General features: G+C 64.6%; 21 protein-coding genes and 1 pseudogene. 11 read left to right on the top strand and 11 right to left on the bottom strand.

The window, feature by feature from the left end:
* Positions 1-6 precede the first annotated feature (6 nt).
* The 4 genes and pseudogenes from ACYAF3_RS22360 to ACYAF3_RS22345 form a co-directional block, all read right to left on the bottom strand.
* Positions 7-212: pseudogene (locus ACYAF3_RS22360) on the bottom strand (hypothetical protein).
* Positions 213-305: 93 nt separating this feature from the next.
* Positions 306-902 carry a hypothetical protein gene (locus ACYAF3_RS22355; RefSeq protein WP_016852705.1) on the bottom strand — a complete coding sequence of 199 codons (597 nt, stop codon included), beginning with the start codon at positions 900-902 and terminating at the stop codon, positions 306-308.
* Positions 903-981: 79 nt separating this feature from the next.
* Positions 982-2,016: a hypothetical protein gene (locus tag ACYAF3_RS22350; protein ID WP_003090863.1), complete on the bottom strand. Its 1,035-nt coding sequence runs from the start codon at positions 2,014-2,016 to the stop codon at positions 982-984.
* Positions 2,017-2,282: 266 nt separating this feature from the next.
* Positions 2,283-2,939 carry a GntR family transcriptional regulator gene (locus ACYAF3_RS22345; RefSeq protein WP_003116580.1) on the bottom strand — a complete coding sequence of 219 codons (657 nt, stop codon included), beginning with the start codon at positions 2,937-2,939 and terminating at the stop codon, positions 2,283-2,285.
* Between the two features lie 104 nt (positions 2,940-3,043).
* On the opposite strand from ACYAF3_RS22345, the gene ACYAF3_RS22340 reads away from it, so the two are divergent.
* From ACYAF3_RS22340 to tal, 4 genes are all read left to right on the top strand, one after another.
* Positions 3,044-4,258 (top strand): MFS transporter, encoded by a 1,215-nt coding sequence (locus ACYAF3_RS22340; RefSeq protein ID WP_003090864.1) that lies wholly within the window; start codon positions 3,044-3,046, stop codon positions 4,256-4,258.
* 27 nt (positions 4,259-4,285) lie between these two features.
* Positions 4,286-4,879 (top strand): cysteine hydrolase family protein, encoded by a 594-nt coding sequence (locus tag ACYAF3_RS22335; RefSeq protein WP_003104048.1) that lies wholly within the window; start codon positions 4,286-4,288, stop codon positions 4,877-4,879.
* A gap of 592 nt (positions 4,880-5,471) precedes the next feature.
* Positions 5,472-6,470, top strand: coding sequence for a tRNA dihydrouridine(20/20a) synthase DusA (dusA, locus tag ACYAF3_RS22330; protein WP_003104050.1), 999 nt, complete (start codon positions 5,472-5,474; stop codon positions 6,468-6,470).
* A gap of 79 nt (positions 6,471-6,549) precedes the next feature.
* Complete coding sequence (tal, locus tag ACYAF3_RS22325) at positions 6,550-7,473, top strand: transaldolase (RefSeq protein ID WP_009876707.1); 924 nt, start codon at positions 6,550-6,552, stop codon at positions 7,471-7,473.
* Between the two features lie 87 nt (positions 7,474-7,560).
* Here tal and rssC read toward each other — a convergent pair whose 3' ends face one another.
* Positions 7,561-8,043, bottom strand: coding sequence for an anti-sigma factor antagonist RssC (gene rssC / locus ACYAF3_RS22320; RefSeq protein WP_003104052.1), 483 nt, complete (start codon positions 8,041-8,043; stop codon positions 7,561-7,563).
* Complete coding sequence (gene rssB, locus ACYAF3_RS22315) at positions 8,040-9,224, bottom strand: two-component system response regulator RssB (RefSeq protein ID WP_003119890.1); 1,185 nt, start codon at positions 9,222-9,224, stop codon at positions 8,040-8,042. Before rssB ends, rssC begins: the two co-directional genes overlap by 4 nt.
* Positions 9,225-9,470: 246 nt before the next feature.
* On the opposite strand from rssB, the gene pilZ reads away from it, so the two are divergent.
* Positions 9,471-9,770 (top strand): cyclic di-GMP-binding protein PilZ, encoded by a 300-nt coding sequence (gene pilZ, locus ACYAF3_RS22310; protein ID WP_023085356.1) that lies wholly within the window; start codon positions 9,471-9,473, stop codon positions 9,768-9,770.
* A 57-nt stretch (positions 9,771-9,827) separates the two neighbouring features.
* Here the strand turns inward: pilZ and ACYAF3_RS22305 are convergent, their stop codons facing one another.
* Entirely contained in the window at positions 9,828-10,532 is a 705-nt protein-coding gene (locus tag ACYAF3_RS22305) for an MlaA family lipoprotein (RefSeq protein ID WP_003114777.1), read from the bottom strand.
* Positions 10,533-10,634: 102 nt separating this feature from the next.
* On the opposite strand from ACYAF3_RS22305, the gene ACYAF3_RS22300 reads away from it, so the two are divergent.
* A complete protein-coding gene (locus ACYAF3_RS22300) occupies positions 10,635-11,039 on the top strand; it encodes an acyl-CoA thioesterase (protein ID WP_003119889.1) in 405 nt (134 codons plus the stop codon).
* Position 11,040: 1 nt separating this feature from the next.
* Here ACYAF3_RS22300 and ACYAF3_RS22295 read toward each other — a convergent pair whose 3' ends face one another.
* Positions 11,041-11,760: a UTRA domain-containing protein gene (locus ACYAF3_RS22295; protein ID WP_003104061.1), complete on the bottom strand. Its 720-nt coding sequence runs from the start codon at positions 11,758-11,760 to the stop codon at positions 11,041-11,043.
* A 133-nt stretch (positions 11,761-11,893) separates the two neighbouring features.
* Between ACYAF3_RS22295 and ACYAF3_RS22290 the strand changes: the two genes are divergently transcribed.
* The 3 genes from ACYAF3_RS22290 to ACYAF3_RS22280 all read left to right on the top strand — a co-directional run bounded on the left by ACYAF3_RS22290 (position 11,894) and on the right by ACYAF3_RS22280 (position 13,552).
* Positions 11,894-12,637: a phosphatase gene (locus ACYAF3_RS22290; protein WP_003116578.1), complete on the top strand. Its 744-nt coding sequence runs from the start codon at positions 11,894-11,896 to the stop codon at positions 12,635-12,637.
* Positions 12,634-13,215: a phosphonate degradation HD-domain oxygenase gene (locus ACYAF3_RS22285; RefSeq protein ID WP_003090877.1), complete on the top strand. Its 582-nt coding sequence runs from the start codon at positions 12,634-12,636 to the stop codon at positions 13,213-13,215. The genes ACYAF3_RS22290 and ACYAF3_RS22285 overlap by 4 nt, the downstream gene beginning before the upstream one ends.
* Before the next feature lie 73 nt (positions 13,216-13,288).
* Positions 13,289-13,552, top strand: coding sequence for a DUF4404 family protein (locus ACYAF3_RS22280; protein ID WP_003090878.1), 264 nt, complete (start codon positions 13,289-13,291; stop codon positions 13,550-13,552).
* A gap of 66 nt (positions 13,553-13,618) precedes the next feature.
* Here the strand turns inward: ACYAF3_RS22280 and queF are convergent, their stop codons facing one another.
* The 3 genes from queF to ptrA all read right to left on the bottom strand — a co-directional run bounded on the left by queF (position 13,619) and on the right by ptrA (position 15,547).
* Entirely contained in the window at positions 13,619-14,449 is an 831-nt protein-coding gene (queF, locus tag ACYAF3_RS22275; protein WP_017149139.1) for an NADPH-dependent 7-cyano-7-deazaguanine reductase QueF, read from the bottom strand.
* 117 nt (positions 14,450-14,566) lie between these two features.
* On the bottom strand, positions 14,567-15,184 hold the full coding sequence (copI, locus tag ACYAF3_RS22270) for a copper-resistant cuproprotein CopI (RefSeq protein WP_074231532.1): 618 nt from the start codon (positions 15,182-15,184) through the stop codon (positions 14,567-14,569).
* A 171-nt stretch (positions 15,185-15,355) separates the two neighbouring features.
* Positions 15,356-15,547, bottom strand: a complete 192-nt coding sequence (gene ptrA / locus ACYAF3_RS22265) for a T3SS anti-activator PtrA (protein ID WP_003090881.1) — start codon at positions 15,545-15,547, stop codon at positions 15,356-15,358.
* A 125-nt stretch (positions 15,548-15,672) separates the two neighbouring features.
* Here ptrA and ACYAF3_RS22260 point away from each other — a divergent pair, with 125 nt between their 5' ends.
* Positions 15,673-16,353, top strand: coding sequence for a heavy metal response regulator transcription factor (locus ACYAF3_RS22260; protein WP_003098784.1), 681 nt, complete (start codon positions 15,673-15,675; stop codon positions 16,351-16,353).
* The gene (locus ACYAF3_RS22255; RefSeq protein WP_003143740.1) at positions 16,350-17,681 is read left to right on the top strand and encodes a sensor histidine kinase; all 1,332 of its coding nucleotides are present in this window, start codon (positions 16,350-16,352) and stop codon (positions 17,679-17,681) included. The genes ACYAF3_RS22260 and ACYAF3_RS22255 overlap by 4 nt, the downstream gene beginning before the upstream one ends.
* Positions 17,682-17,704 lie beyond the last annotated feature (23 nt).

Genomic DNA, 17,704 nt, shown 5'->3' with positions numbered 1-17,704 from the left:
ATCGGGCTAGACGCTGGCAAGGACATAACAAAGCGGCGCCATCCACAGCGCCAGGTTGATCGTCCATTGCAGCGCTCTTTCGCGAGCGCTTCCCAGCTTTCGCTGCTGGAGCACGAATGCCAACGCAGTGGAATGCAGCAACAGGGCGCAGGCAGGAAAGCGCTCGCGACCGCGAGGCTGAGCCCCAGGCTGATGCGGCTATACCACTTCATCGATACCCTCCCGACGCGCCTTCCGGACCTACGCCGATCGTCCCGGAAAACGGCCCGATCCGCCTCGCTTCACCCTGCTTCAGTCAGAGCGGCTCAGGGCTTCCGGGGCTCGTTGCCGAGCAGACGATCGAGTTCGCCCATGACGCGATCGCTCTTGGCCTCTTCGAGCTTGCGCCGGGCCTCGGCGAGATTGGCCTGGGCGCGCTCCATCTCGACCATGCCGACGGCGGTGATCACCGCCTGCAATGGCACGCCCCTGCCGGTGGAGCGCATGCCGTTGCGTTCGCGTTGCTGCGGCGCGCAGATGAACTGGAGGACAGCCTCATGGCTTTCGTTGGGCAGCGGGGTCCAGCCCTTGGCGAAGGTGAACTGGAGGTTCGTGGGTTGCCCGTTGTTGGAGAAGGTCTTGGCGTTGACCACCTTCACCTCTCGCGTATCGCAGCGGTACTGGTGCGCGCTGAGCAGATGGAAAGAGTCGAACAGCATGGCGATCTGCACCTGCCAGGCGTTTTCCATACCCGGCACCGGTGCCAGCGAATCGGCATCGGCCAGGAACACGTCAAGCTCGGCAGGGTCATCGCCCTTGTGTACCACCCACCAGTCTTCGGCCCAGGCATGGCCGGATGCGGCCAGCAGCGCGGAGCACAGCCAAGTCACGGCACTGCGGGAAACCTTGCGATAGACGTTCATGTCACCTTCCTTTGTGGGGAAACGCTTCCCTGCCGATCGTGGATAGGGGCGGCACCCGGCGCCCCTGAGCGAACACCCGCTATTTCAATGACAGCGGCACGCCCCAGACCGGGTCTTCCATGCCCTGCTTGCGCAGCGGTGTGATCTGCAGGGGCTGGAGCCTGGACAGCAGTTGCCGGTGCTTGTCGCTCAGGGCCCGCTGGGCGATCAAGGACTGGCTGAAGTCCATCGGCGCCGGCCAGGTGTAGACGGTCAGGTTTTCCAATGGGCATTCGATCTTCTTCGGATCGATCGCCCGGCACTTCGACTGCTGGTACTTGTAGCCGGGGGTCTTCAGGTGCATGCGCGGGGCCAGCAGCAATTGCCCGCCCTGCACGGTGAAGCTGGCCAGCGCCTTGTCGACCGGCAGGCGCGCCTGGACCTTGATCGAGGGCACGTCGCGGGAGTCGGTCTGCTGGTAATAGCCGGCCTGGGAGCCCTGGGTCGTCTGCGTGTATTGCTGCTCGCCCCAGCTCACGCAGGCGCCCGAGGCCACATGCACGGCGGTGCAGACCTTCTCGGTCTTGATCTCGCTGCCATAGGTGGCATCTTTCCAGACTTCTTCCCGGTAGTACTCGCGATACAGCTCGGGGGACAGGTACGCGGTGCCGTTGGCGCCATGGCCCGAACCGGGCGGACCGCTGCGGGCGCCGACCTGGTCGAGCAAGCCATGGATCTGGTAGTCGTCGCCGCCGGTCAGCAGGTACTTGCCGGGCGGCAGGATATGCACCTCGAAGGCCTTGAACAGATAGGTCTCGTCGGGCTTCCGCTGCAGCGCGTTGGTCTGGAACTTGCGGCCGAAGGTCACCTTCGGGTCCTTCTCGTACTCCCAGATCGCCGTTGGCGTCCACTGGGTCATGGTCAGGGCATCGCTCAGGGACTTGTGCGGCATCACGTCGGCCACCAGTACCACGGCCATGTTCCCCTTCAGCGCCTGGTCCACCAGGTCCAGCATCTGCGCGTTGCGCGGATCGTCCATGCTGCCATAGGCGCCCGAATCGAGTTCCGACACGCAACCGGAAAGGCAAAGCAGCAAGGCGGCGGAAAGGGCAAAACGCGGGCGGGGCAGTCTCATGCATCGATCCTTGATAGAGGCTGGTGCGGGTCGTCGAACGGCCCATCTTACTGGCCCATGCCAGGATCGCAATATTTCAAATGGACTAGGTCGGCAGGGGCACACCGGCAGGGCCAGGAGCTGCCACGGCCCGCCGGCCCTCGTTGGTTCGGCTCCTCCCGATCAGACTGCCCACAACCGGCTGCAGACCTTCAGGCGTCGGAATCGGCGCCGCCTGGCATGCCCCTCCTCGGGAAACGAGACCGAATCGCCCTGCCCGGCCGGCATCACTCAGGAAGAATGGTGATTCCGCGTGCCCTGAGACTGCGCCGGTCTTTTCGGAGAGTTTCCAGCAACCGGTCCCTTGTCTCCCGGACGTGCGATTCGACCATCCCCGCGGCGCGTTCGATATCGCATGCCCTCAAGGCGGCGATGATGGCGCGATGCTCGGCCCAGCCGTGATGTTCCGGTTGGCTCTCCAACCATCTGACACGCTGGAGGCGCGTCAGGGCCTCGCCGAGCCCCCGACTGATGAATTCATTGCGGGCCAAACCGGCAATCCAAAGGTGGAATTGGCGTCCGGCAGACTCGGTCTCTTCTGCCGAGGCATTTATCGGCACCGCATCCAGTATGGCCTCCCCCTCCCGGAGATAGCTTTCTTCCGCCTCTTTTCCACCGAGGCGAACTGCCGTTACCTCAAGCATCTCCCGGTATACGAACAATTGTTCTATTTCCTGAAGATCGATGGGCGGCACCAGCCATCCCCGGCCCTCCCTCGCAACGAGACCTTCAGCCTCAAGACGAACCAGTGCCGTGCGGATAGAGCTTCGCGAGGCCCCTGTCTGCCCTTCGAGCCAGCGCTCCGTCAGGCGCTCTCCAGGGCCGATCTCCATATCCAGAATCAAGCGGCGCAGCCGCTCTTCAGCCTGCTGAATGACCGTCATTAGGTGCCTCCGATTGACAGATCCATTGGCCAACGTCAATGTATACCAAATTGGTATACCAAATTGACTGTGTGGTATCGAGTGTCTCTGATCGGAGTCTGCTGATGCAAGGCAACATGAACGAACCCGCTATCGACTGCTGGCAACGCAACCTCGCCGTGTGCTTGTTTGGAGCCTTCACCACCGTCTTCGCCATGACACTTATCCTGCCGTTCCTCCCGGTCTACATAGGTCAACTCGGGGTATCGGGCCACGCTGCAATCGTGCAGTGGTCAGGTATCGCCTACGCCGCCACTTTCGTCACCGCCGGGTTGGTAGCACCGCTTTGGGGGATGCTTGGCGACCGCTACGGTCGCAAGCCCATGCTGGTCCGAGCTAGCCTGGGAATGGCGATCACCATGTTGCTGATGGGGCTGGCCTCCGATATCTGGCAATTCATCGGCTTGCGCTTGTTAGCGGGAATCGCCGGCGGGTACTCGTCGGGGGCAACGATCCTGGTCGCGGTGCAAGCTCCGAAATCCCGTTCGGCATGGGCATTGGGTCTTCTTTCCTCGGGCGTGATGGCCGGCAATCTGTTAGGGCCGCTGGTTGGCGGCTTCCTGCCTCCTCTGATCGGCATACGAGCCACATTCTGGGGCGCCAGTGGATTGATCTTCATTGCGTTTGTCTTCACGACCTTCATGTTGCGCGAGACTGCACGCCCCTCCGTCCCCGCCGTCGAAGAACCTCCCAAGGTCGGTTGGTCGAATATGCCCAACAAGGCGGTGATCCTCGCCATGCTGGCGACAGGCCTGCTGCTGATGATTGCCAACATGTCGGTCGAACCGATTATCACCGTCTATATCGAAACGCTGCTCGAGGACTCGAGGCGGGTGACGTCTGTGGCGGGTCTGGCCATGTCGGCGGCAGCGCTCGGAAGCATCATCTCCGCGACCTATCTGGGTAAGGTGGCCGACCGGATTGGCTACGGCGTCATCATGATAGCCGCGCTGAGCGTCGCGGCCGTCCTGCTGATTCCCCAGGCTTTCGTATATGCGGGGTGGCAACTCATCGCCCTGCGCTTCCTGATGGGCATGGCGCTTGGCGGCCTGCTTCCGTGCATGGCCGCTGTAATCCGCCATAGCGTCCCGGAGCGATTCGTCGGCTCGGCAATGGGCTGGTCGCTATCCGCGCAATTCGCCGGCCAGGTAATCGGGCCGGTAATCGGAGGGTTCGTCGGTGGCCAGTTCGGGATGCGCAGCGTTTTCCTGGTAACCAGCCTGTTGATGCTGGCAGGGGCGCTATTCAACTGGCGAGCCCTTGGGCACTCCACCCGCTAGACGGTTTTCCACCACCCAGAGGTCGTCATGACTGAGCTCGTGCTTGAATCTCCCTTTAATTCCGCCCTGCTGCTGATGGATTTCCAGGAATTCGTGCTGAACAACTTCGTGCCCGCACCTCGCGCAGCCGAGGTAGTGGCCCGCACCTCCAGATTTCTTTCCAGGGTACGGCAAACCGATATGCTTGTAGTTCATGTAACGGTGGGCTGCCCGCCCGATGGTCCGCCAATGGACAGGCGCAACAGGCTATTCCGCGAGCTACGTGAAAGTGGCTTGATCGAACCGGGAAGCCCCGGGTTGGCGATCACCGCCGCCTTGCAGCCGATCGAAAGCGAACCGGTCATTACGAAGAGTCGCGTCGGCGCCTTCACGGGTACGGAACTGGACGAGCTTCTCTGGGCGCATGATATTGAAACATTGCTCATCGCTGGAGCCACTACCTCAGGCGTAGTGCTGACGACGGTTCGCCAGGCGTTCGATCTGGACTACCAGTTGGTTGTGCTCAGAGACGGCTGTGTCGATGGCGATGCAGAGTTGCATGACTACCTCATGGCCAGAGTCATTTCCGACCACGCCACGATCACCGAAATCGATGAAGTGGCGAAAACTCTACGCATGTAGAGTGCGCCAGCCATACAGAAGCAACGGTCGTTCCCGCGTACCGCCGCCCAGACCCTTGGCAACTTCCCTCGCTCGATCCCACCTCCGATAAAAGCATCGGCGATGTGCTCGGCGACTCCTCGGGGCTATCGAAGCTGACCATCAGTAGCGTCAAGGCCACTCACCGGGAGCGCTCCTTTGGGCTGGAACCCGCCTCCCTGCCAAAAGGCTTTCAAGATCCGGGAGCTCGATACTATCGTCGAGCGCATGTAGAGAGGCCCAGTGGAGGGTAACGACTACCTCCTCGGGTCTGGCAACCATTTTGCCTGGCAGCGCCCCAGAAAATGGCGATCGAGTCCATCCCCACGAAAGATGTACCAGGGGCGGAGATTCTGGTCAGTGACTGAAAAACGGTGGCGGCCCAGGTCGAGAGGCTGATGGAGACATCATCCGAATCGATGTACTGATGACAGCCTACGAGCCGTGCTGGAAAGCCTCGGGTTATCGGACACCGACGCTGGGCGGGTGGAACTGCTCATTACCGACGATATGGCAAAGGCCCCATCCCTGATAAAATCCCTCGCCCTGCTCCGCTCCCCCTACCGAAGTCCCGATGCGCCCAGAACCGACCAACGCCCCCGCCGCCCTCTCACGCCGCTTCTCCGTTGCGCCGATGATGGACTGGACCGATCGCCACTGCCGCTTCTTCCTGCGCCAGTTGTCCCGTCACACCTTGCTCTACACCGAGATGGTCACCACCGGCGCGTTGCTGCACGGCGATCGCCAGCGCTTCCTCCGCTACGACGAATGCGAGCACCCACTGGCGCTGCAACTGGGCGGCAGTGTGCCGGCGGAATTGGCGGCCTGCGCGCGGCTGGCGGAAGAGGCCGGCTACGACGAGGTCAACCTCAACGTCGGTTGCCCCAGCGACCGGGTCCAGCACAACATGATCGGCGCCTGCCTGATGGGGCATCCGGCGCTGGTGGCGGACTGCGTGAAGGCGATGCTGGATGCGGTGGAGATAGCGGTGACGGTGAAGCACCGCATCGGTATCAACGGGCGCGACAGCTATGCCGAGCTCTGCGATTTCGTCGGCCAGGTGCGCGAGGCCGGCTGCCGGAGCTTCACCGTGCATGCACGGATCGCCATCCTCGAAGGGCTCTCGCCCAAGGAGAACCGCGAGGTGCCGCCGCTGCGCTACGAGGTCGCGGCGCAATTGAAGAAGGACTTCCCGGACCTGGAGATCGTCCTCAACGGCGGCATCAAGACCCTAGAGGCCTGCCGCGAGCACCTGCAGACCTTCGACGGCGTGATGCTCGGTCGCGAGGCCTACCACAACCCCTACCTGCTGGCCGCGGTGGACAGCCAGTTGTTCGGCAGCGAAGCGCCGCCGCTCAGTCGCAGCGAGGCCTTGCTCCGTCTGCGTCCGTACATCGAGCGACACCAGGCCGAAGGCGGCGCGATGCATCACGTGACCCGCCATATCCTCGGCCTGGCCCAGGGCTTCCCCGGCTCCCGGCGATTCCGCCAGTTGCTCTCGGTGGACGTGCACAAGGCCGCCGATCCGCTGCGGGTTTTCGACCAGGCGCTGGAACTTCTGGCGGGGCGATAGCTCCCATTGAGCCGCGCCTGCGGCTCGGGTAAGGTCGGGGGATTCTTCTTCCCAAGAACCCACCTGACAAGACCTCGCCATGACTTCGAAGCTGGAACAACTCAAGCAATACACCACGGTGGTCGCCGACACCGGCGACTTCGATGCCATTGCCCGCCTGAAGCCGGTGGACGCCACCACCAACCCGTCGCTGCTGCTCAAGGCCGCCGCCCTGCCGCGCTACGCCGAGCACCTTCGACAGGCTACCGCGGGTAGCGGCGGCGACGCCGGACTGGCTTGCGACCGCTTCGCCGTGGCAGTCGGCAAGGACATCCTCGGAGTCATTCCCGGACGTATTTCCACCGAAGTCGACGCGCGCCTGTCGTTCGACAGCGAGGCCACCCTCGCCCGCGCCCACCGCCTGATCGAGCTGTACGACGAACAGGGCATCGACCGCGAGCGGGTGCTGATCAAGATCGCCTCCACCTGGGAAGGAATCCGCGCCGCCGAGACTCTGGAACGCGAGGGCATCCAGACCAACCTGACCCTGCTGTTCTCCTTCGCCCAGGCGGTGGCCTGCGCCGACGCCGGGGTGTTCCTCATCTCGCCGTTCGTCGGGCGCATCTACGACTGGTACAAGAAGAGCGAGAACCGCGACTACGTCGGCGCCGAGGATCCCGGCGTGCAGTCGGTCTCGCGCATCTATCGCTACTACAAGGCCAACGGCTACAAGACGGTGGTGATGGGCGCCAGCTTCCGCAATCTCGGCCAGATCGAGCAACTGGCCGGCTGCGACCGCCTGACCATCAGTCCCGACCTGCTGCAACAACTGGCTGACGCTCAGGGCGAGCTGCCGCGCCTGCTGCTGCCGGGCGAAGGCGAGCCGCGCCAGGTGCTCGACGAGAGCGCTTTCCGTTGGCAGATGAACGAGGACGCCATGGCCACCGAAAAGCTCGCCGAAGGCATCCGCCTGTTCGCACGCGACCAGGAAAAGCTCGAATACCAGTTGGCGACCCGCCACTGATCGCCGCTGCCGGCGGGACGCGCATGCAGGGCGTCCCGTTCCGGCGCAGCGGAGGATTCAGCAGGAATTCGGGAAGGGATCGACCGGTTAATGGCGCTCCAGGGCGCTGACCAGGTCGTGGAAGGCTTCGCGGTTGGATTCGTTGAGGCCCATCAGGATGCGGTGCGCCTCCAGAACCTTGTCGCGCACCACATCTTCCGACTGGTCCTGCGGCGGCAGGTCGGACAGGCATTCCGGGCACGGAATCGGACGATCGACGATATTGAACACCTGATCGAAGCCCATCGACTGCAACAGACGGGTAATGTCCGGATTGGTGGTCACCAGCGTGGGCAACAGACCGATTTTCTGCCGCGACAGGATGGACAGCTTGGCCAGCAGGCCGAGCGTGGTGCTATCGATGCTCTGGGTTTCCGTAAGATCGATGATGATCGCCGAAAAATTCAGCGCAGCGAAGATCTTTTCGATGGTGGAATCCAGGGCCGAGCACAGGGTGAGGCGGACCTCACCGACGAATTTCAGAACGAAGGAGCCGTTCTGTTCGGCAAACTGGATTTTACCGGTACTCATGCAAGGTTCCTGCTCAACACCAGCAAGGCGATATCATCCGGCATCTCCGCCAGGTTGGCCAGCCCGAAGACCTGGCGCAGCCCGTCGAGGGTGCCTCCGGCGGCTGCCACCTGTTCCGGTAGCGAAGCCTCTTTCTCCTTCAGCGTAGCTCCTGGCAGCACATCGAGGATGCCATCGGAAAACAGCGACAGGCTGAAGGAAGGCGGCAACTCCATGACCCGGTCGTCATAGGTCGCATCGTCGAACAGGCCCACCGGCAGGCCACGGCCCTCCAGGTAGCTCGCCTGCCCTTCGACGAACAACACAGGAAGCGGCAGGTGGCCGCCGATGCTGTAGGTCAGGCTGTTCTTCTCCAGGTCGATGACCCCGCCGAGCATGGTCACGTGCTTGCCCAACTTGGTGTTGATCAGGCCGCGGTTGATGTGCGCCAGCACCTCGGACGGCTTGAACTCCGGGAGCGTGCCGTTGCGCCTCGACTCATAGAGCAGGCGCGTGGTCATGAACTTCAGCAGCACCGTGACGAAGGCCGAGGAAGCGCCATGGCCGGAAACGTCGGCCAGGTAGAACGCCACGCGTCGCTCGTCGACCCGGAAGTAGTCGACGAAGTCGCCGGAGAGATACAGCGACGGAATGATCCGGTGGGAAAACTCCAGCCCCTCGATGCTCCACGGCGTCACCGGAAGCATGTTCATCTGCACCTGGCGGCCGGCGTTCTGGTCTTCCTGAAGCAGGTTCAGGCTGGCCTGCAATTCGCGGTTGGCGGCTTCCAGCTTGTCGCGGTAGCGCTGGTTCTCGACCCGCAGGTAGGCGCGATCCAGGGCCCGGCGCACCGAATGCTCGAGCACCGCGAGGTCTTCCAGGGGCTTGATCAGGTAGTCGGCGGCGCCCAGGCGCAAGGCTTCCACCGCATCGCTCATCACGCCGGCTCCGGAAAGTACGATGATCGGCGTTTCCGAAGCGGTCTGGCGGATGCGGCGGATCAGTTCGAGGCCGTCGATCTGCGGCATGCGCAAATCGCAAATGACCAGGTCCGGCTGTTCGCTTTCGAAGATCTGCAGGCCCTGCAGACCGTTGAGGGCCTGCAACACCTTGAAGTTGCTGTCTTCCAAGTAGGCGGCGAGGCTTTCGCGCACCACCTCGTCGTCATCGATGATCAGCAGCGTGGCACTGACTTTATGCATGGGTCATCCAGGCAAACGGCGCCGGAAACAGTGGGTCCTAGGCGCTTATTGTAAGTGACAACAGCGCGGCTACGGGGTTCGACAAGGCGCAGACGGTACTCCCATCCGTTGAGCAGTTCAAGCCGTTGACCTTTGCCGGAAAATCCGCCTTTGTCCGTCCGATCCCGTCCGCACGGTATAAACTTTGACGATAATCGCCAGGATTGCCAGTCGCCCTCCCATCGCCCCGACCATGAGGATCAGCCCATGCAGCCCATCGAGCACAACTACAGCGAGAAGCGCGACTTCATCCGCATGAAGCTCGACACCCCGGTCACCATCCGCTGCGAAGGCCACGAGTCGGTGGCCCTGTGCCGGGACCTGTCCGCCAGCGGGCTGCTGCTGGAAGCGCAAAGCGAACTGGCTCCGGGCGACCACCTGCGGGTGAGCATCCCGTCCACCCACGAGACGCTCACCGGCCTGGAACTGGAAGCCCGCGTGGTGCGCTGCGAACGCCTCGGCCCGGGTCGGCATAGCCTGGGGCTGAGCATCGTCGCGATCCACTGAAACGACGAAAGGCGACCCAAGGGCCGCCTTTCCAGGTGTCGCACGAAGCGGGTCGACTTAGAAGTCGTCCTCCACCTCGCCGTCCTTGACCTTGAACTCGCGGTTCTGCAGGTAGGCGTTGCGGATGAAGATGTACTTGTCGCCGCTGATCAGTTTTTCCGACTTCAGCAGGTTGGCACGGGTGTCGACGGTATTGATGCCGAACATCACGTTGCGCGCGCGTACGTCGTCCATGTAGTGGTAGGGACTGACATAGATGTCCGGGATCTTCGCCGGGGCATCGCGCAGCGTGCTCGGGCCGAGGAACGGCAGCATCACGTACGGGCCGCTGCCGACGCCCCAATAACCCAGGGTCTGGCCGAAGTCCTCATCGTTGCGCTGCAGGCCCATCGGGGTCGCCACGTCGATCAAGCCGGCCAGGCCGAAGGTGCTGTTGAACAGCAGGCGGCTGGTGTCCACGCCGGCATTGTGGAACTTGGCCTGCAACAGGTTGTTGGCCAGGTTCTTCACGTCGCCGAGGTTGTTGAAGAAGTTGTGCACGCCGTCCTGAACGAAGTTCGGGGTGACCTTCTGGTAACCCTGGGCCAGCGGTTTCAGCGCATAGGTGTCCAGGGTGTCGTTGAAGGTGAAGATGGGACGGTTGATGCTTTCCCAAGGGTCTTCTTCACTGGCCGCCAGGGACAGCGTGGGTGCCAATGCGAGGCTGGCGCAAGCCAGGATTCGGGCACTACGTTCGATCCAGTTCACGCCGCGGGCGCGCATTGCTGTATCTCCTTTGCATGACTAGTCTTGGCCGCCAGCGCGGCTTCAGCGTGCGCGCAGTATATAGGCTCGCATCGATTTTGAGACTAGAAGAGTTACGAGATGGCTGACAGACAATTGCTACACACGGCCCATATCCCGGTGCGCTGGGGCGACATGGACAGCTACGGGCACGTCAACAACACCCTCTATTTCCAGTACCTGGAAGAGGCCCGGGTGGCCTGGTTCGAAACCCTCGGCATCGACCTGGAAGGCGCTGCCGAGGGGCCGGTCGTGCTGCAAAGCCTGCACACCTACCTGAAGCCGGTGGTGCATCCGGCCACCGTGGTGGTGGAACTGTACGCCGGCAAGCTGGGCACCAGCAGCCTGGTACTGGAACATCGCCTGCGCACCCTGGAAGATCCGCAAGGCACCTATGGCGAAGGCCACTGCAAGCTGGTCTGGGTGCGCCACGCGGAAAACCGTTCGACGCCCGTGCCGGACAGCATACGCGCCGCGATCGCCTGACTCAGGCGCCCGGATAGGCCGCGTCGAGCACGATCTCCAGAGCGTCCGGGCGCCAGAACTCCTGGTCGAACTCGACCACCCTCTGCCCCTCCGCGTAACTCAGTCGCTCCAGGTACAGCGCCGGCGAACCCGGCGCCAGTTGCAGCGGCTCGGCCTGGGCCGCGTTCAGCGCGGTCGGGTGCATCGCCAGTTGGCAGCGCGTCGGCTGCAGGCCGAAACGCTCGCGCAGCAGGCTCATCAGCGAAGTATCGAGGTCGTGGTCCAGCAGGCCTGGGCACCACCCGGCATCCAGGGCGATCAGTTCGATCAGCACCGGACGCTCGTCCACCCAGCGGCGCCGTTGCAGGAAATACACCGGCGCGCTGTCCTCCAGCCCCATCCGCTTGGCCAGCCAGGCGCCGGCTGCACGCCGCTCGGCGTGCAGCGTCTCGGTACGCGGCTGGCGTCCCTGGGCGCTGACGTATTCCATGAAGCCGGTGGTACGGGTCGGGTTGTAGCGGATCCGCGGCGGCGCGACGAACCAGCCGCGGCGGTTCTCGCGATAGACCAGGCCTTCGGTTTCCAGTTGCTGCAGGGCTTCGCGAAGGGTGATGCGGGTACACAGGAAGCGCTCGGCCAACTCCCGCTCGGAGGGAAGTTTCACCTGCAGCACGCCCTGGGCGATATCCGCGGCGAGCTGGTCGCGGATGCGCAGGTACTGACGAGATTGATCGACCGGCATGACGGCCTCGCTGATTCAGACCGGCCGATTATAACGGCAGCCCGTCGGCCTATCGCCACTGCCACGAAAACGTCACGGCGGCGTCACAAAACCCCTCTAGGCTGGCCTAGACCATTTGCCAGACGCCTTTCGCATGCCCAGCTCCGACCAACTCCCGCGCTTCACCGCCCTGCTCTTCGGACTCTCCGGCGGCCTGGTGGATTTCGGCGCCCGGACCCTGTCCCTGGCGCTGCTGCGCAGCCATCCGCATAGCCCTGCCGAACACCTCCGCGACGCCAGTCTGCTGCCCTTCGCCGAGGCACAAAGCTTCCTGTTGCAGCGCAAGCCGAACAAGAACGAGCGCCAGCGCCTGGAGCAGGCCCTCGACGAAGCCGCCGAGGAACAGGCCGAAGCCATCGCCGGTGCCGTGGCCCTGCTGGAGAGCCTGGACGAACAACGGATTCCCTACGCCTGGCAGGACGAGCTACCGGAATCGGTCTGCCAGCGCCTTGCCGCGCCGCTCGGCCGAGCGGACGCCCTGATCCCCCTCGCCGGCGCGCGCCCCTGGCCGGCCCCCGATGGCTGCTGGCAGGCCCTCGCCCGGCTGGGCATCGAGCGCCTCGACGGCTGCGTGCTGGTCAGCGCCCAACCGCGTCAACTCCAGGCCGGACTCAATGCCGGGCTATGGACCATCGGCCTGGCCGCCAGCGGGCCGTCGTGCGGCCTCTCGCCAGCCGACTGGGACGCTCTCGGACATACCGAGCGCGACCGCTTGCGCGCCGACGCCACCCTGGAACTGTACCGCCTGGGCGTGCATTCCGTGATCGATCACCTGGGCGAGCTGCAACCCTGCCTGCACGACCTCGCCGTCCGCCGCCTGAAAGGAGAAAAACCATGAGCCGCGCCCGTCACCGCTTTCTCGACGAACTGGCCGAACGCTTCGCCAGCCATGGCGCCGAGCCCTATGGCGAGGCAGTCAGCCAGGCCGAGCACGCGCTGCAGTGTGCGACCCTGGCCGAGCGCGCCGGTTGCTCGGACAGCCTTGTAGTCGCCGCCCTGCTGCACGATATCGGCCACCTCTACGAAGACCCGGCGCAGATCGACGAGGAGGACCTGCGCCACGAGGAATTCGGCGCACGCCTGCTGCGCGAGCTGTTCCCAGAGTCGGTCTGGCAGCCGGTGCGCCTGCACGTATCGGCCAAGCGCTTTCTCTGCGCGGTGGACCCGAGCTACCACGCCAGCCTGTCGCCGGCCTCCCGGCACAGCCTGGTGCTGCAAGGCGGGCCGTTCGACGAGCGTGCCGCCGCGGCCTACATCAAGGCGCCCTATGCCCAGGACGGCCTGACCCTGCGCCGCCTCGACGACCTGGCCAAGGACCCGGCCATGCGCACCCCCGAACTGACGCACTTCTTCCCGCTGCTGGAACGCCTGCTGCGGATTGATCCGGATCGCGCACATCTGCGCCCGACAGGTTAATCTGTTCGGCATGGACGGACCTTTCGGCGCCCGCCGGAGGTCCACCGAAGACTTGTACGTCGAGGGAAATACCATGCCGAAAGAGAGTCTGCTGCGCGAACTGTCCGCCCTGCGCGAGCAACTGGAGCAACAACCGCCGCTGAACGAAGAGCAGCGCGCCGAACTGGAACTCCTGATCAGGGACATCGAACTGAAACTGGCCAACGAGGACGCCCTCAACGAAGGCAGCCTGGTCGATGGGGTCAACCTCGCCGTCGAGCGCTTCGAGGTCAGCCACCCGACCCTCGCCGGCACGCTCCGCTCCATCGTGCAGAGCCTGGCCAACATGGGTATCTGAACGACTTGCCGAAATGAAAAGCCCCGGCATGGCCGGGGCTTTTTCGTATCCGCGTGTTGCGAGGCGTTACTGGCGCACCAGGCGTCGGTTGTCCGGTGCGACCTCCGCCAGGCTGCGGTAGGGATTGATATCCAGGCCGCCACGGCGTACGTAGCGCGCGTAGACGCTGAGCGCCTGCGGCTGCAACAGGCGCTGCAGGTCGAGGAAGATGCGTTCGACGCACTGTTCGTGGAAGTCCTGGTGCTGGCGGAAGGAAACCAGGTAGGCCAGCAGGCTGGCCGGGTCCAGCGCCGGGCCCCGGTAGTCGACCACCAGGGTGCCCCAGTCGGGCTGGCCGGTGACCGGGCAGTTGGACTTGAGCAGGTGGCTGTAGAGCTGCTCCTCGACGATCCGCCCGGCGTCGCAGCGCAGCAGTTCCGGGCGCGGCTGCTCGTAGCCGTCGACGGCGATGTCCAGCTCGTCGATGCAGCGCCCCGGCAGACGCCCGATGCCCTCCTCGGCAACTTCGTCGAGGCTGCGCAGGCGCACGCCCACGGGCGCCCCGACAGCGGCCGAGAGGTCTTTCTCCAATACCGCGCGAAGCGCCTCGCGACTATCGAAGGCGGACTGGTTGAGGGAATTGAGGTAAAGCTTGAACGACTTCGACTCGATGATGTTCGGCGAGTCCGCCGGGATCGAGAACTCGCCGATCGCCACCACCGGCTTGCCGGCCGGGGTCAGCCAGGACAGCTCGTAGCAGTTCCAGATATCCACGCCGCGATAAGGCAGGGTCTCGGCGCTCAGGCCAAGCTCGGCCCATTTCGCCGTGCGTGAAATGGGAAACAGCAGCGACGGCGTGTAGCTGGAGACGTATTCGCTGGTCTTGCCCAGCGGCGAATGTTCGGCGGGATGCTGCATGAGGGAAACCTGCTGGATGAATCGCGCAGGGCCCTTCCCCGCGCGCCGCGCCGCACTGGCGGGCGGCGGCAAGTGTATACGGATCGGCCGGCATCTTCACGCCGGCCGTCCGCCGGCTCAGGGCTGCACGGTCAGTTGACCGACCATCCCGGCCTGGTAGTGGCCGGGGATGTTGCAGGCGAACTCCAGCCGGGTGGCTTTGGTGAAGGTCCAGGTCAGCTCGGCGCTCTTGCCCGGCTCGACCAGCACGCTGTTGGGGTCGTCGTGCTTCATCATCCGGCCATGGTCCATGTCGGCCATGCCGTGGCCCATCTGACTATGGTCCATCGACGCCATGCCGGTCGGGGTGAGCATCCCGGACTGCTGCATCTCCAGCATCTCCTTCTGGTGCTCGGCATGCATCGCCGCGTCTCCCAGGTTGAACTCGTGCAACAGCTTGCCTTCGTTCTTCAGCACGAAGCGGACCGTCTCGCCGGCCTTGACCTCGATCGCCCGCGGCTTGAAGTACATATCGCCGAGCACCACCTCGATGCTGCGGCTGGCCTGCGCGGCCTGGGCCGGCTTGCCGAAGGTCTGGCCGTGGGCCGGCGAAGCCTGGGCGTTGGCACCGAAAAGCACGCCGAGGACGATCAGGGAAGCGGGAAGCAGGCGGCGCGGAAACATACGGGGAATCTCCATCGGGTTGATGTCGCCTATCCTGTGTCGCTGCGCCTGCCGGCTGGCTGTCGGGAGCATTACATCTTTGTCAGCTTGCCGCCGTTGCGGACCGCGAAGGCTAAGATCGCCCAGCGCCACCGACGGGCATAAAAAACCCGCCGACCGGAAACCAGGGAACCGGTGGCGGGTGAAGACGGGATCGGAGCCCTCCGTCATCCCGTGTGGAGCCGGGGGTGGAAGAACTGGCGATCAGCAGTTTTCCTTGTCCTTCTTCGTCGCTTCGGCCTGCTTCGCCAGTTTCTCCTGGTGCGCGGCACGAGCCTTGGCGGCCTGGGCCTGCATGCGCTCGAAGACGATGTCGCCGCCGCTGTCGGCCATGGCCGGAACGGTCGGGGCGAGGACCAGCAGGAAAGCGAGGGTGGAGGCAGTGAAGGTACGCATGGGAAGTCTCCTCGAATGAGTTCCCCTGTAGTCTGCGCGGGGGCCACTGTCGCCCCCGTTACCCACTGATTACGATGCTGTCAGAAACAGGTCGGCATGGCCGGCAAATGTAACGAGGGATTAACATGAAACTGCTGATCGTCGAAGACGAACCGCGCATCGGCCAGTACCTGCGCCAGGGGCTCGCCGAGGCAGGCTTCGCCGTCGACCTGAGCGACGATGGCAACGAGGGCGAGCAACTGGCCCTGGGCGGCGACTACGACCTGCTGATCCTCGACGTCATGCTGCCCGGCCGTGACGGCTGGCAGATCCTGCGCAGCGTGCGCGACGCCGGGATGACCGTACCGGTGCTGTTCCTGACCGCCCGCGATGCCGTAGAGGACCGCGTGCGCGGCCTCGAACAAGGCGCCGACGATTACCTGGTGAAGCCGTTCGCCTTCGTCGAACTGCTCGCCCGGGTGCGCACCCTGCTGCGCCGGGGCAGCCAGCAGTTGCAGGAGACCACCCTGCAACTGGCCGACCTCGAACTCGATTTGCTGCGCCGCCGGGTGCAACGCCAGGGCAAGCGGATCGACCTCACCGCCAAGGAGTTCGCCCTGCTCGAACTGCTGCTGCGGCGCAGCGGCGAGGTGCTGCCCAAGTCGCTGATCGCCTCGCAGGTCTGGGACATGAACTTCGACAGCGATACCAACGTCATCGAGGTGGCCATCCGCCGCCTGCGCGCCAAGGTCGACGACGACTACCCGCAGCGCCTGATCCATACCGTGCGCGGCATGGGCTACGTTCTCGAAGAGCGCGACGAATGAGCGCCGGGTTCGGCTCGCGGATGTCCCTCGGCGTCCGCCTGAGCCTGCTGTTCGCCGCCTGCACGGCGGCGGTCTCGCTGATCGCCGGATTGATCTTCAGCAGGGCCATCGACGAGCATTTCGTCGAGCTCGACCATATGGCGATGTCCGCCAAGCTCGCGGTGTTTCGCGATGAGCTGCGCGGCCTCGGCTCGGAACAACAGATGCGCCGCCGCGAAGCGGAACTGCTGCGCGAACTGGCACGCCATCCCGACCTCGGCCTGCGCCTGAACGGCCCGGATGGCAGCCTCTGGTTCGAGCGCCTGCCGCAGCCTGCGCATCCCGGCCTGCCCGCCAACCGCGAACTCGGCGCCCCGCTGGAGCCCGGCAACGACGCTTCGCCGCGACTCACAGTGATCCTCGACATCAGTCATCACCAGCACTTCCTGCAACGCATGCGCCAGTTGATCTGGCTGACCATGAGCCTGTCGGCGCTGGCCACGGCGCTGCTCGGCGCCTGGGCCACCGGCGCCAGCCTGGCGCCGCTGCGACGGATGCGCGAAGTCGCCGCGCGGGTTTCCGCCAACTCCCTCACCACCCGCCTCGACGCCAGCCGGATGCCAGAGGAGCTGCGCGGACTGGCCGGCGAGCTGAACGCCATGCTGGCGCGCCTGGAAGAAGCCTTCCAGCGCCTCTCGGCGTTCTCCGCCGACATCGCCCACGAGTTGCGCACCCCGCTCACCAGTCTGCTGACCCAGACCCAGGTGGTATTGTCCCGCCCACGCTCGCTGGAGGACTATCGCGAGGCCCTGCACGGCAACCTCGAGGAGCTGGAACGGCTCACCGCGATGGTCAACGACATGCTGTTGCTGGCCAAGGCCGACCACGGCCTGCTGGCGCCCAGCCGCCAGGCCCTGGACCTGGGCGCGGAAGTCGACTCGCTGCTGGAGTTCTACCAGCCGCTGGCGGAAGACCGCGACATCCGCCTGCTGCGCGAAGGCAGCCTGAGCCTGCCCGGCGACCGCGGCATGCTGCGGCGGGTGCTGGCCAACCTGCTGGACAACGCCCTGCGCTTCACCGCCGATGGCGGCGAGATACGTATCCGTCTCGGCGACCGACGCCTGAGCGTGGAGAACCAGGGTCCGGCGATTCCTCCCGAGCGCTTGCCGCGCCTGTTCGACCGGTTCTATCGTGCCGATCCGGCGCGCCGCGAAGGCCAGGGTGAACACGCCGGGCTCGGCCTGGCGATCTGCCGCTCCATCGTCCAGGCCCACGGCGGCGAGATCCGCTGCGAGTCTGCCGACGGCTGGACCCGTTTCGTCATCGATTTCGCTCGCCCGCGCCGATGAAACGCGAAGCCCCCATGACGGGG

The organism is Pseudomonas sp. TZ252 (assembly GCF_056110345.1).
This window is presented reverse-complemented; position numbering and strand designations above follow the sequence as displayed.